General features: G+C 41.0%; 10 protein-coding genes. 4 read left to right on the forward strand and 6 right to left on the reverse strand.

The features are described 5' to 3' along the window. Positions 1 to 14 precede the first annotated feature (14 nt). The 3 genes from H0U71_05770 to H0U71_05780 are packed head-to-tail and all read left to right on the forward strand — an operon-like array spanning position 15 to position 4126. Entirely contained in the window at positions 15 to 434 is a 420-nt protein-coding gene (locus H0U71_05770) for a type IV secretion protein IcmD (GenBank protein MBA2654556.1), read from the forward strand. 18 nt (positions 435 to 452) lie between these two features. Beyond that, positions 453 to 1070, forward strand: coding sequence for an HNH endonuclease (locus tag H0U71_05775; GenBank protein ID MBA2654557.1), 618 nt, complete (start codon positions 453 to 455; stop codon positions 1068 to 1070). Between the two features lie 35 nt (positions 1071 to 1105). After that, entirely contained in the window at positions 1106 to 4126 is a 3021-nt protein-coding gene (locus H0U71_05780; protein ID MBA2654558.1) for a type IV secretion protein IcmB, read from the forward strand. A gap of 32 nt (positions 4127 to 4158) precedes the next feature. Here the strand turns inward: H0U71_05780 and H0U71_05785 are convergent, their stop codons facing one another. From H0U71_05785 to fis, 6 genes are all read right to left on the reverse strand, one after another. Further along, positions 4159 to 5934: a hypothetical protein gene (locus H0U71_05785; GenBank protein MBA2654559.1), complete on the reverse strand. Its 1776-nt coding sequence runs from the start codon at positions 5932 to 5934 to the stop codon at positions 4159 to 4161. Between the two features lie 194 nt (positions 5935 to 6128). Further along, entirely contained in the window at positions 6129 to 9413 is a 3285-nt protein-coding gene (gene tssM / locus H0U71_05790; GenBank protein MBA2654560.1) for a type VI secretion system membrane subunit TssM, read from the reverse strand. A 22-nt stretch (positions 9414 to 9435) separates the two neighbouring features. Beyond that, positions 9436 to 10347, reverse strand: coding sequence for a DotU family type IV/VI secretion system protein (locus tag H0U71_05795; protein MBA2654561.1), 912 nt, complete (start codon positions 10345 to 10347; stop codon positions 9436 to 9438). 7 nt (positions 10348 to 10354) lie between these two features. Beyond that, a complete protein-coding gene (gene purD / locus H0U71_05800) occupies positions 10355 to 11641 on the reverse strand; it encodes a phosphoribosylamine--glycine ligase (protein ID MBA2654562.1) in 1287 nt (428 codons plus the stop codon). Between the two features lie 74 nt (positions 11642 to 11715). Further along, entirely contained in the window at positions 11716 to 13284 is a 1569-nt protein-coding gene (gene purH, locus H0U71_05805; protein MBA2654563.1) for a bifunctional phosphoribosylaminoimidazolecarboxamide formyltransferase/IMP cyclohydrolase, read from the reverse strand. After that, complete coding sequence (gene fis / locus H0U71_05810) at positions 13284 to 13574, reverse strand: DNA-binding transcriptional regulator Fis (GenBank protein MBA2654564.1); 291 nt, start codon at positions 13572 to 13574, stop codon at positions 13284 to 13286. Before fis ends, purH begins: the two co-directional genes overlap by 1 nt. Positions 13575 to 13691: 117 nt before the next feature. On the opposite strand from fis, the gene H0U71_05815 reads away from it, so the two are divergent. Further along, a complete protein-coding gene (locus H0U71_05815) occupies positions 13692 to 14714 on the forward strand; it encodes a lysine-2,3-aminomutase-like protein (GenBank protein MBA2654565.1) in 1023 nt (340 codons plus the stop codon).

Genomic DNA, 14714 nt, shown 5'->3' on the forward strand with positions numbered 1-14714 from the left:
TTTTGGAGGTTACTGTGACTAAAGCGCATTTTAATAGCAAATGCTTCCCTTATCTTAAAGGGATGTTCAAACTGAGTATGATTATTGGCTTATTCTATTCCGGGATAGCCTTAGGCCAAAGCGCGGATAGCGGTATTGGGGGTATTGCGGCCAATATTACCAGCCAGTTCTCTAAGATAGGGCAGCTAATCCTTGCGATCGCCTTTCTGGGTGGTATTGGTTTTATTATGGCGGCCATTTTTAAATTCAAACAACATAAAGATAATCCTACCCAAATTCCTTTAGGGACGCCTATTGCGATGCTAGTGATTGGCGCATTTTTGGTGTTTATGCCTAGCTTAATTGCTCCAGCAGGCGCTACCATTTTTAAAGGCAGTGCCACAGCAGGGGGCTTCACCGGTGCCGGCGCCTCAGCAATTCCTGGCGCGTCTTAAAGACGTCAGGATTGAATAATGCTTTATCATAATCTTACCTTGTCAGCGCGGCCAGGTAATTGGAGATTATTTTCAGCAAGGAAGGCAGACCCCGCCTTCCTTAAATTTAGTGAGCGCATCTTTTTGCGCGATAACTACACTTGCCAATTTTGTGGATTTCAAGCTAGGCAATTTCAGGAAGTAGTTAATTTAGACAGGAACTTCTATAACACAAAGTTTAGCAATATGGTGACTTCGTGTTGTTTTTGCGCCCAATGCTTCTTTTTAGAAGCAGTAGGACGCAGTGATTATGGAGGGGGGAGATTAATCTTCTTACCTGAAATAGCGCAGGCAGATTTGAATGGATTATGTCATGTTTTATTTTGTGCAATTGCGAATGCTTCAAGCTATCGTACGGATGCACAAAGTATTTATCGAAATTTAAAATTTAGATCTCAACTAGTAGAACAGGAATTAGGAGAAGGAATGAGTAATCCCCGTTTATTCGGGCAGATACTCATTGAAACTGATACAAGGGCGATGGATAGAGTCAATGATGAAATTTTTTCAAAACTTAGACTACTACCTTCAAGGACAAAATTTAATGTGCAAATAGAAACGTGGGCCGAAGCTGCGCTTGAGGAATTGTCTACCTAAGCCAGAGTCAACGTTATTTAGCGTGAGATAGATGTATGGCAAATTGGGCTGAGACATTATTAAATGGCGTCGACACTTTTTTTGCTTGGTTAAGTTCGTCCCTTAAGCAAACCACAGAATCGTATTGTGATATTGAAACTGCAGATAGCCCGACTGATCTTGTTGATCATGATGGTTCTCTCGTGTCGGTATTGCGTATCAGTGGGGTTAAAGCGTTAGTGGGTTCCGAAGAATTTAATCGAATGCAATTAAATCTTCAAACTAGCCTGCAAACCACAATGTCCCGCCTCGGACAATCAATCCAAGTTTATTTCACTTACAATAAAGATGCTGTGGCTGAGGAAATAAAAGAAATTTTACGTCCCGCTAGAGAAACTTCTGTACGACTTGATTTAGACCTAATGGATTTATTTGATGAGAGGTCGAGTTATTTAACCCGATATTGTGCGCATGAAGAAGCCTATCTCGTCTTAAGGACTAAACCTTCCTCACTTACGCGAGAACAAAAAAAACGGGCAATCAAAGACAAAAGAACATTAATAAAAGAAAAGAAAATCCCTGCTTTTTATCAATCTCAAAACGTTATTGCTGCCATTCCCGATTTACGTGAATCGCATGATTCATTTGTAAGATCTACGGTAAATGACCTTAATACAGTGGGCATAGTGGCGGAGCTGCTTGAAGTGCATGAGGCGGTTTATGCAATGCGTCTCAGCGTAGATCCAGATTTCACTGATCGGCAGTGGCGACCTTCCTTGCCGGGTGACAAAATCACCATAAAACAACCACGAAATCTTAGCGGTGAAATCTCCGATATTTTATGGCCTCCTTTGGGACGACAAATTTTACCCCGAGATGCTGAAAACATGGATCTGCGTACTGTGCGAATTGGGGATCGTATATATAGCTCAGTCTTCATTGACCTCTTTCCTAAAGAAGTTCAACAGTTTAATGCCCTCTTTATACGCACCTTGCCTACCCATATTCCCTGGCGTATTTCATTCTTAATGGAGGGAGGTGGATTGGGCTCTTTAAGACTACGCTCCGCTATTTCTTCTGTCTTAAGTTGGACTTCAGCTGAAAACCGATTATTTAATGATGCAGTGAACTTATTGCGCTATTTAAATCTCAGTACCGATGATGCCATCGTGAGGTTGAAAGTATCTGCTTCTACGTGGGCGCCGGTAGGGGACATTCGCTTACTAAGATCTAGAACCGCACAATTAGCTAAAGCGATTGAAGGCTGGGGATCTTGTAATGTTTCTGAAGTCGCGGGGGATGCTTTTGCTGGGGCCGTTTCCAGTATGCTGGGAGTATCGAGTGTCAGTGTCGCTAATCCTTCAGTAGCGCCAATATCAGATGTGCTGTATATGTTACCACTTTTTAGACCTTCCTCTCCCTGGGCACGCGGCGCAATTCTTTTTAGATCTCCCGATGGCAAGCCATGGCCTTACCAACCGGGTTCAACGGAACAAACTACCTGGATTGACCTTATGTTTGCAAGGCCAGGGTCAGGTAAATCGGTATTATCGAATGCTATCAATCTTGCGCTATGTTTGTCCGCAGGCATCTCTCGATTGCCGCGAATTTCTGTGGTGGATATTGGCCCTTCGAGTAGCGGCCTTATTTCACTCTTAAAAGAAGCATTACCACAAGAGCAAAGACATTATGTTTCCTACCATCGCTTAAGAATGACGCCTGATTTTGCAATTAATCCATTTGATACTCAATTGGGGTGTCGTTTCCCTACGCCTCAAGAAAGAAGTTTTCTGGTGAATTTCGTGACGTTACTCTCCACCCCAGTGGGCGCAACGCGGCCCTATGATGGCATTACTGATATGGCAGGCATGATTGTCGATGAACTCTATAAAAACCTCGTCGATGATGCTAACCCTAACCTATATACGCCTAGTGTCGAAGAAATCATTGATGGCATTTTAGAAGAAATTGGATTTGTGCGTGACACCCATACTACATGGTGGGAGGTGACGGATGCACTTTTTGTTGCGGGTTTTATCCATGAGGCGATGTTAGCACAGCGTCATGCCATGCCCGTTTTAGCAGATGCGGCCTCAATTTGCCGGACGCCTGCCGTCGAAGATCTCTATGGAAAGGTAACAGCTCCTACAGGTGAGCCATTGATCAATGCATTTTCACGCATGATTTCAAGTGCAGTGAGAGAGTATCCGATTATTTCTCAAACGACTAAATTTGATATTGGTGATGCTCGTATTGTCTCGCTCGACTTAGACGAAGTAGCGAAAAGTGGAGGCGATGCAGCTAATCGTCAAACATCGGTGATGTATATGTTGGCGCGTTATGTATTGGGGCGTAATTTCTTTTTAACGGAAGAAAATGTGTCTGACATGTCAGAAGCATATCGACATTACCATGAGCAACGTATTTCAGAAATACGAGAAGATCCTAAACGCATTGTATTTGATGAATTCCATCGTACTGCAAAAGTGCAAGCAATGCGCGATCAGGTCGTTCAAGATATGCGAGAGGGGCGAAAGTGGGGTGTTCAAATCGCACTAGTTTCTCAATCCCTTGATGATTTTGATGATGTTATGATTGAATTTGCCACTTCGATTTTCATTATGGATGCAGGCCCAGAACAAGCCATTCAAAAAACCGCAAAAGTGTTTGGTTTATCTTCTACAGCGATTCATGCCCTTCGCACTCGTGTTCATGGCCCGCGAGAAGGCGGCGCAACTTTTCTGGCGCAATTTGCCACTAAAGAGGGAATGAATACACAGTTGCTAACTAATACACTGGGGCCTATAGAATTATGGGCTTTAAGTACTACGGCAGTCGATGTAAATATTCGAAATAAACTTTATCGAAAGTTAGGGCCGCGTGAGGCGCGTCGATTATTGGGTAATCTTTTTCCAAGCGGCAGTGCTGCCAAGTTGGTAGAAAATCGGCTATCTGAAATGCGTGATAAGCAGATGGTGATTGATGATCAAATCAGGCTGAGCATAGTGGATACTATCGTTAAGGATATTTTAGACGCGTATAGCGCCAATCCTGATGTAAAGGTGTTGGCAAAGTAAAGCCAAGGCCTTGCGGCCTTGGCTGGTGAATATTATATCTTATAAACTGTTTCTTCTCTCTCTTCTTCTTCTCTCTGTTCCCCTAACGTTTCTGGTACTGGAGTTGATTCCGGTTGGCCAAGTTCATTACTATGGGTATTATTATTTTCCTTGAGCGGAACGTCACTTACCGAGGTCTCTGGTTCAGGAGTGTCCCCAGGGGCATCATCATTTCCCGGCTGGAGTGTTTCAGTGAGAGGTGCTACAGGATTATTTGAGTTCTCAACAAATGCAGCCCATTTAGTCGTAACGTCTTGCTGTTTACCATTCAATGGCTCAAATGAGATACTGGAATTTGAATGATGGCTAGAATTCGAATGATGGGAAGCATTATCCTTCTCCTCCTCCTCATGATAGTTACCATCCGTAGGTAGATTTCCTCCGGCAGGGTTTTTCTCAATTTCTAGGATAGAATTATTTTCATTTTCACTTTTATCCTCATCACTCTCCTCATAATGGTAACCCTCATGAGGCTGCGCATCCACACAATTGAATATTTGAAATACAGCTTGCTCTATCGAATTCCTATTTGTGTAGGCATCCTGTAAAAGTTTAAGCAGTTTATAATGTTGTGGTTTATCTCTGAGATTTGCCATGAGAACAAACTCATGATGGGTTCTAAGCACCTCGTTAGCTGTGAGGGTTTCAGCGACAAGAGCAGCTCTCTTTGAATAAGGGGTTTTTGCTAGTGTTGTGAGCAGGGCCTTGATGAGCTCGCTGCGGTCTTTAAACTTCGCATCATGCTGAAGATTTTCCTGTAATTGAACAATCTGGTTGATGATATTTTGTTCCATTTCATCCATTCTCATAGCAAAAGCAAGATAGAATGCCTGCTCTAAATCTTTGGGATCGAAGAGAGCACAAGGAGAATGCGATTCCCGTAGTGTGTTCACGAACTTGAAGAGGCGTTCTGTAGTGAGTACTGAATTTTTTATCTCCTTAAAGCAACTTTGGAAATGATGTTGTATTAAAAGAGCTAAAGCAAATTTAGGAGCGTAATTTATTCCTTCTGCATCTTGAATGATGATGGGGTTGTTTTGGTCAAGATGATCAGTAATGGTTTGGAAAATATGTATGTCAGTAGAGGTTACTACAATTTTTTCTTCAGTATCGTCTTCATACACATCAAAATAGAATATATTTACATCAGCTGGAGTGCCGAAAACCGCTTTATCTAATATTGATTTTTTAACACGTGACTGAACAGAATTCTCGTTTTCCACGGCACCTGCATGGCGATAGATTGCAAAGTTTTCATCGCTGTCTTGTTGGCCAAGAATTATTAGGGTAATGGGCTTCCCTTCATGTAGATTCGCTACACGCTTTAGCATTTTTTGAGTGTGTTGTTTAGCGCGAATATATACTATTTCTTGTCCTGATTCTGTTTGTAAGAAGGGTAATTCTTCTTCTGAAGGATTAACGACAGTAAAGGCGGATGGAGTCATATAAATAGGTGTTTGAGAAATAGGATTAAGGCCGTCTACATGGGTGGCACTTGTATAGAATGGTGTTTTATTAATGAATTTAATAACTCTAGGACCCTGCAAGGAAGGTACGGTGATAGGAGTGTTAAAATCTACAGTAAGCGGCAGTGCTAATGAAGGCGCTAAGGTTGTTAGATCTTGCTCCTGGTTAGCATTTACACCGAAGCCTATCTTTCTTGCTAAGTTATCGATAGTTGCCTGTAGATTTTTAAATAGGTTCATTGTGGTAGTTAATGTCTCTTGGGTAACTACTTGCTTCTCATTTTTATGCCACATGCTACTCATATTATTATCCTTAATCGTTATAAATTGCTCATCTCTTCAGTTCCAGACAATCCATACTGTTGGATCTGGAGAAGAGGAGGAATTTTAAGATTGATCCATGTATCTTGCAATGAGTTGGCTGTTAAATCGAGAATCACTTACATTTTGTTTCCAATACGTACATTGCAAAATGTCAAATAGTGGTAATGAGTTGCTTACAATATATTGGGACATCTAAAAGCGTTCAGAATACCCGGAAGAAATGGGTTAACAATTCCATTCGTGTAAAGTTCATAATGAACACTGCTGCTGTTTAAGATAAACGTTAATCGAAAATGTTTAGGACTATTTGTGCCTTCCAGACGAGATTTGTCTAGAATTTTGAACCAGGACCATGCCCCTGTTTCAGTCACGACAGTTTTTTTGCCTTGGTCATTGGTAAATGAAATTTCAGTATGTGTGGGTGTTGGACCTGGCCATACCAGGGATAAGATTTGTTCATTATCCTTTTGAAATAATACCGTTTGGCCTTCTAAATCTAAACTAAAACTTTGTACGCTGGGGTCAAGCTCCACTGGCACTAAAGAAAAATTAATAGACGGAATTCTGGAATCCTCGGGAAAAAACATCTTTTGAATCAGCGCAGCTCTGATGAACATTTCGAGGGTTGCTTGAGGAATATTAATTCTTTGTCCGTCAATATTTTTCCATTCCCAGTAGAGCCGACTGTTATCAACAAAAGGTTGCAGATAATTTTTATAAAACATATCCATTGTGCCACCGTTGCCAAAAAAATTAGCAAAGTCATTTAATGACACATCCGTTGTGGCGTCTTTGAAAAGAGGGTAACGTTTATCGAGTAATGCCTCGTATTGCGGATAAATAGTCGCGATCCAAATTCGATTAAGATAATTTTGTGTATTTTTTAGAATTAAGCGCCAACTTTCTGCAGCAATTGTCGTATGCCAGGTTCGAAGCGGATCAGGTAACATTCTAGATTGTTGTAGTAGCGTGGTAACTACATCCATGGTGGGATTTTCCATCCTACCTCTAGCAGCTTCATAGGAAGCCTTATCGAGATCCTCTGCTTGTACAATCTTATTGAGATAGGCTTTGACAGCCACTAGCGACCCTTGATTAGTGTTCTTCAAGAGGTCAGCAGAAAGGTTATTGAGTGAAAGAAAACGGGTGCTCACTTGCTGAGTAAATTCAACAGAGTCTGAAATAGGTTGAGTGTTGTTTTTGATAGTATTCATTAATTGGATGAGCGGCGATTCGGGACTATTTAATAAGTCTACTAAAGCCACGATTTGACCTAGATTTTGAAACTCTTCAACTTTAACCTTCGCTAAGATGTCTGACCAGGTGACTGCATATTCATTTAAATAAATTGCTTTTACTTCACTGGAAAGTTGATTAAGCATTATTTCTGAAAAAGAAGGTTGAGGCCTTTTCCCTAACACCCAGTCACCATTAGTAATTTCCTGGCAAGTATTGATAATTTGAGTGTAATAAACATCCTTGAAATTTAATATATTAAAAATTCCAGGGACTTCATGCGGGAGGTTGTTTAAAACATTTGATCCGAGTTCTGGCATAAGTTTAACGGGAGAGCGCTGATACTTATTCTGTAATATGGTTAATACTAATCTTGAAGTAGGCATGTTATTTAAAAGGGCGCGTTTGCGTTCGATGAGCTGCGAGTTTAACGGTACGTTGTTAAAAGGTTGTGTGAAAAAGGCCTGCAGGTGTTGATTAAATTTATCCTGCGTATCTCTGTCAATATTTAATTGATGCCAATAATTTTCAAACCAATCTTTAAAGGATTTTTGATTCAAGTACTTATGATTGCCCAACATCAAATAAACTTTTAAGGCTGAATAAAGCTGATTTGTGTCGCCATCTTTTATATTTTGTAGCTGAATTTCTAAGGTGCGTTGCAGATAGCTGAGAAATTGAGTGGCTAACAGAGTCGAGTAAATTTCTTCTGCATTCTTTTTTAACTTACTCGCTTGTTGTAAGCCAACATGGGTATACCACGAGGCTGCCTGTTGATTATTTAATTGGGTGATAATAATGTGTAATAAATTTAATTTTTGAAAAAGAGGATCTAGATCACTTTGAGGTGCAAGATTATTTAGGGCATGAATGGCATTTTGCGTGTCAGCGATCACTTTCTGGTTATATTGATAACTTTTGTAAAAAAACCCTAGACAAGTGGCAGTGATAATCACTATTAACAAGCTGGCGATTAAATGCACGCGATGATCTTTGTTGCTTAACGTATAAAATTTAGTCTCAGGGAAGATAATTCGTTTGAAAATTTCGTTGATAAAAAAGCCTTTGGAGGGAGTGCTGCGATGAGAATTTTTGGTGTGATGAATATCAAAAGCACGTTCCAGGGTTTTTGTTAAATTATCAAACGGCATATCTTTTTGGAAAGTACTAGTAAAGAAAACGCCTCTCAAATTAAGATGAGTATTGGGTAATATCACATTGAGCAATTTAGCCAAAGGATTTTTCAAGAATTCCATTTGAAGCGGAAAGTTTTTTATTTTAGCGATTTTATCCGGATGGTTTTCACGGTGTAATCTCCAAATAATTTTTTCATTAAGCCGTGTTAAAAGAGCGTTGAATTCATCATGAAAGAGTTGTGGTAGAGATTGAGTGTGCGAAGTTAAGGGAAAGCTTAGGCCAAATATTTGATTACGTTCGTCCTGTCCTAGATCTTCAAAAAACTCCGTAAAGCCTTCAATGGTGTCACAGCGCGTTATAATTAAATAGATAGGGAAATCCATAAAACTCGCCAGTAGCGTATCTATAATCTGGCGTAGCTTTTGTAATTGCGTTTGTTCGCGTGTATTTACCGTTAACTCTTGCAAATTGACCATTAAAATTAAACCATTAATTGGTTTAAATGAACGGTATTTTTTTAAAAGTTTAAAAAATCCTTGAAATAATTTTTCGATATCAAAGGGTTCATTTGTGTCCCGTAGATACTTTCCTCCCACATCGATAAACACGGCTTCTTCAGATAGCCACCAATTAAACGATTTCGTAGGAGTAATCATCATGGGAGGGAGATTATCTAAACCCTTAATGCCTAGCTCTGCTTTATGCAGAAGGGTGCTCTTGCCTGCATTCGTAGGCCCTAGCACAAGATACCATGGTTTTTTATAACGAAAGAGGAAGGATTGGATAAGGTTTCGATGCAAGTGTTTGAACACATCTTTTAATGTTTGGTGTAATTTTTCTAGCTCATTGTTGATCTCTGAAGGGGCAATGCTACTGTGAGTAAATATTTTAGAGCAGCGCTTATACTCAATTGCAAAAAAAAATATCCCCGTCACAAACGTCGCTGCGAGTTGATGAAAGAAAGTGCCTAAGGGAATTATCCCGCCGATGGCCAAATACGGGCCTACAATCCAGATGAGGATCAAACTAATTGAAAAATGCAGTAAAAATTTTTTATTTTGGGCAACTGTTAATACTTGACTCATATTATTCTCAATGTTTTTCCGTTTAGCGGTGCTGTTGCCCTAAAGTATTATTCCGGTGCGAGACTGGCGCTTTCGTTTGTAAGTTGGACAAGAGTTCGGCAATGGGAGATGCCGTTTCAATCAATTTGAGATAAAAAAAAGTAAACATAATGAGTAATGACACTATCATGATGGCACTTATGATCCACGTAGGAGGTAAGAGATGAAAATAATGTTTTTTTCGTAGTAAATGATAGCTGGGGGTTTCAAATGAAATTAATAAACTTCTCGAAAACTCTTCGCGATATTGAGTGATCACAAAATATAAATTATCTGTGATATTGCGTAATTCCAAATGCCCTCTTTCAATTGTTCGATATTTGCCCTCATAGCCTAAACGAAGAGAGACAAAAATTAATTCTAATAAATCGAGATGACCAGAAGCATCTTGAAGGCTGCGATCCAGAATTAAAAAGAAGCGATCGTCTTCCCATGGATCTTTGTGGAAGGTGTCGACTAAATTATATTTTTTCCATTCCATCCCAGGCCATAGTGTTATCGCAATGAGCTCATCTACGAGGGCGCAAATAACGAAGCGAGCTGCGAGGATCAGTTGTGAACGATAGCCTAAAGTTTGTGCTTTATTTTCAAACGCTTTTATTTCATGACACAAATTTTGGTGAAGAATAGTCACCTCTGGGGGAATAGTGATTTGTCTTAATTTAGTGACTAATGTGAGAATAGGGTCTGCTGCATTAATCAATTTGTTGATGCCGATAGTGCTGCTAAATGCTTTAGAACGATAATAAGTCGGCATTGTAAGAGGGATTAAAGCGGCTTGCTCTGAAGAAATTTGAGCAGAAGGAAGCGGATCGTAGGGACGGCTGTTCTCCTCTAACTCCACAATAGAATTGGCCCAGTTTTCGATGTTCATTTCACTATGTTCTCGTTCCATCGATTACTTAGTCCCTTGCCTTGAGTGCGCGATGACCAATGTCGGTCCGATAATAAATATTCTCCCATTCAATCGGAGCGGCTATTTTGTAAGCTCTTTTTTGCGCTTCGCCAATCGTTTCACCTAAAGCGGTAACACACAACACGCGACCACCCGAAGTGACCACTTGCCCATTTCGAATGGCAGTTCCTGCATGAAAAATTTTACAATTCGAATTCGTTTCATTGCTTAGTCCATAAATGGTATCACCTTTACGGTATTGATCTGGGTACCCACCTGCGGTCAAGACTACTCCTAGAGCAGGGCGCGTATCCCATTCCAATTCTACCTGATCTAATTTTTTCTCCATTGCACTCATACATAATTCTACAAGATCGGATTTTAACCGCATCATGATCGGCTGTGTCTCAGGATCTCCAAGACGACAATTATACTCTAAAAGATTGAGGGTGCCGTCCTTAGCAATCATTATTCCGGCATACAGAAAACCCACATAGGGATTGCCCATTTTTTTCATACCATTCAGAGTGGGGAACATGATTTCTTTTAAAATACGCTCCTGAACGTTTGCATCAATATTGTGAGCCGGTGAATAGGCGCCCATTCCGCCGGTGTTGGGTCCTCTATCACCATTGTCACGTGTTTTATGATCTTGAGAACTTGCCAAGGGTAAAATATGATCGCCGTCTATGATGGCGATAAAGCTGGCTTCCTCACCCTCTAAAAATTCTTCTACAATTATACAATCTCCTGCATGGCCAAACATGTTTCCTATTAAAATGTCTTCGGCCGCAGTAATGGCTTCTTGTTTATTGCGCGCAATAACGACACCTTTACCCGCAGCAAGGCCATCTGCTTTAATGACGATGCGCTCATATTCCAAGTTTTTTATATATTCAACTGCTTCATCAATATCCGTAAACGCAGCATATTTAGCAGTAGGAATTTTAAAACGCCGCATAAATAGTTTACTGAAATGTTTTGAAGATTCTAATTGTGCAGCTGTTTTGGTGGGTCCGAAGCATCGTAACTTTTCTTTTTTAAAGAGGTCTACAATTCCAAGCGCTAAAGGCGCCTCAGGGCCGACAATGGTGAGATCAATAGCATTCTTTTTTGCGAACTCTAATAGATGCGGAAGATCAGTGCTACTGATGGGAATATTTAGTGTTTTATTCTCAGAGGCAGTTCCCGCATTGCCTGGTGCAACATACACTTTTTCTACTTGAGCAGATTGTGCTGCTTTCCACGCTAATGCATGTTCTCGTCCACCGCTTCCAATAATCAGTATATTCATTCTTCTGCTCACACCTGGGGAAACAAAAATTATAACATGTCGCTTGAGAAGGTCATCTCTTTTAAGACGTGGGCCTAATGACGGAAATGACGGATGTGGGTGAATATCATCGCGAGATTATGTTCATCTGCTGCAGCAATGACCTCTTTATCTCGTAAAGAGCCTCCGGGTTGGATAATAGCGGTAATTTCTTGAGCAAAAGCCTCATCAACACTATCGCGAAAGGGAATGAATGCGTCAGAGGCCATTACTGAGCCTGCAATGTCTAGCTCGGCTGCTTCAGCTTTAAGCGCTGCAATTTTAGCGCTAAAGATCCGGCTCATTTGACCGGGGCCAATACCTATCGTCACTTTATCTTTCACGTAGACAATGGCATTTGATTTGATAAAACGTACTACTTGCCAAGCGAAGCGCAAATCCTCCATTTCTTTAGCGCGCGGTTGTCGTTTACTCACGACTTCAAATGACACGGGTGTAGGAAGGTTATCCCGGTCTTGAATAAGTATGCCTCCATTGACACTTTTATAATCCCACGTTTTTTGAGCGCAATTGTCGATCTTGCCAACCACTAGAATGCGTAAATTCGGTTTTTGCTTGGCAATCTCTCGGGCATCATCGGTGAGTTCAGGCGTAATAATCACCTCAACAAATTGATACGCCAAAATAGTTTCAATGGTGACCGCTTGAAGCGGCGAATTGAAGGCGATAATGCCGCCATAGGCTGAAGTTGGATCAGATTGGTATGCTTTTTGATAAGCTTCTAATTGCGTATCGCCCAATGCGACCGCGCAGGGATTCGCGTGCTTTACGATCACACAACCTATTTGTTGGAATTGTTTAACGCATTCCAAGGCAGCATCTGAATCTGCGATATTATTATAGGAAAGCGGCTTCCCCGTGACTTGAATGGCGTTGCCCATATTAGGTTCGGTGAGCTCAGATTTGAGCGTGTAGAAAGCAGCATGTTGGTGAGGGTTTTCGCCGTACCGTAAATCCATTTTTTTATTAAGTTGTTGAGTGTAGGTTTGAGGAAAATTTACCGGTGAGTCCGTATCGTCTAATGCAGAGAAATAATTACTAATGACGGCATCGTACTCTGCCACATGGGCAAACACTTTTTTGGCTAAGGCCAAACGGGTAGAACGGGTAGTGCTTCCGTTCTGAGTGATTTCAGAGATGATTAAATCATAGTCGGCCTTAGACACCACGGCAGTCGTATATTCAAAATTTTTTGCTGCTGCACGTAATAGTGAAGGTCCACCAATATCAATATTCTCAATAGCCTGTTTCAGATCGCAATCATTTTTGGAAATTACTTCTTGGAAGGGATATAAATTTACCACCACCAAGCCAATGGCGGGAGCCCCGAGTGCTTGTAGATGGGTCTGATCTTGACTGCCTCGGGCAAGAATGCTCCCGAAGATCTTGGGGTGTAACGTTTTGACGCGCCCATCCATCATTTCTTCAACACCGGTGAAATCGGAGATATCAATTACTGGAATCTGGCTTTGTTTTAAAAATTTAGCAGTACCGCCAGTAGAAAGAAGTGTAATATTTGCTGAGGTTAAAGCTTTAGCGAAGTCGATAATGCCATCTTTGTCCGAAACACTAATAAGGGCGTGTGTTATATTTTTTTGTGACATTAGCAGTCTAGATTATATTGCTTTAGTTTTTTTCGTAGCGTTCCCCTGCTGAGTCCCAGGAGTTTAGCTGCCTTACTTTGATTATTCTTGGTCAGCTTCATGACGACTTCAAGAAGAGGGGCTTCTATTTCTTCTAAAACGAGTTCATATAAATTCACGGGACTTTGGTCTTCCAAATGAAACAAATAATTCTCAAGCGCTTTCTTTACCGATTGTCGTAAGGGCGGGCTCGCAGAGGAAGAGGCAACTTCTCCATTGAATTCAAGAACTGCTAAGTTGCTGCTGTTCATGGTCTTTCCTTATTGATCTTGATTGAAGAATGGGGTAGATAGTGTGTGCAAACAGCGAAGCATTATAGCATTGCGAATTGGCATCTCAAGTGGTATTTGTAGTATTTAAGAGAACAAATGAAAACATTAGTAGAGCTTACAAATCAAAACTTAATTTCTGAGCAAGACTTGCCCCTTCTGGCACAAGTAGCTGAAAAGTTTGATGTACGAATCACTTCAGTCGTGGCTGAATTACTCGCGAATGATTCGGGTGGCCATATTGCTAAGCAATTCATTCCCCAAGTTGAGGAGTTGCAAATAAATCCTCAAGAGCTAGTGGACCCCATTGGTGATAACAAGTATGAGAAAGTTAAAGGCGTCATCCATCGGTATCCCGATCGTTGTTTATTGAAAGTAGTCAGCGTTTGTCCTGTTAATTGTCGTTTCTGTTTCCGCAGAGAAATGATGGGAGCTGTGCAAAAATCATTAACTCAGGCAGAGCTTGGGCTGGCATATGATTATATAAGAAGCCAACCTCAACTGTGGGAAGTTATTCTAACAGGGGGCGATCCCCTGATTCTAAAGCCATCTAGTATTGCTAAAATTTTTGCCTCCCTAGATAGCATTTCACATCTTGATGTTGTTCGCATTCATACTAGGGTGCCGGTGGTGGATCCGGCGCGTATTAATAGCAAATTGATAGAAGCATTGAAGATATCTAAAGCGGTATATGTGATTTTACATGCCAACCATCCTGCTGAATTCACGCCTAATTCGATTGCAGCGTGCGCTCGTTTAGTGGATGCAGGTATTCCCATGCTAAGTCAAACTGTCCTCCTCAAAGGCGTCAATGATGATGAGAAAACCCTGGCTTCCTTGATGAAAACGTTCGTTCGGCACCGTATCAAGCCTTACTATTTGCATCATCTGGATCTAGCAAAAGGGACTGGCCATTTTCGTGTTTCTATAGCAAGGGGGCAGGCGTTAGTGAAATCCTTACAAGGAACGATATCCGGCTTATGCCAGCCAAATTATATGTTAGAAATTCCCGGTGGAGCTGGAAAAATGCCTATAGGACCCTCCTATATAAAAAGAGAAGGAGATAAATGGGTGGTTGAAGATTATTTGGAGCAACTCCACGATTATTCAGAGTTGGAATGA

The sequence above is a fragment of the Gammaproteobacteria bacterium genome (assembly GCA_013697705.1).
GTDB lineage: Bacteria > Pseudomonadota > Gammaproteobacteria > UBA6002 > UBA6002 > UBA6002.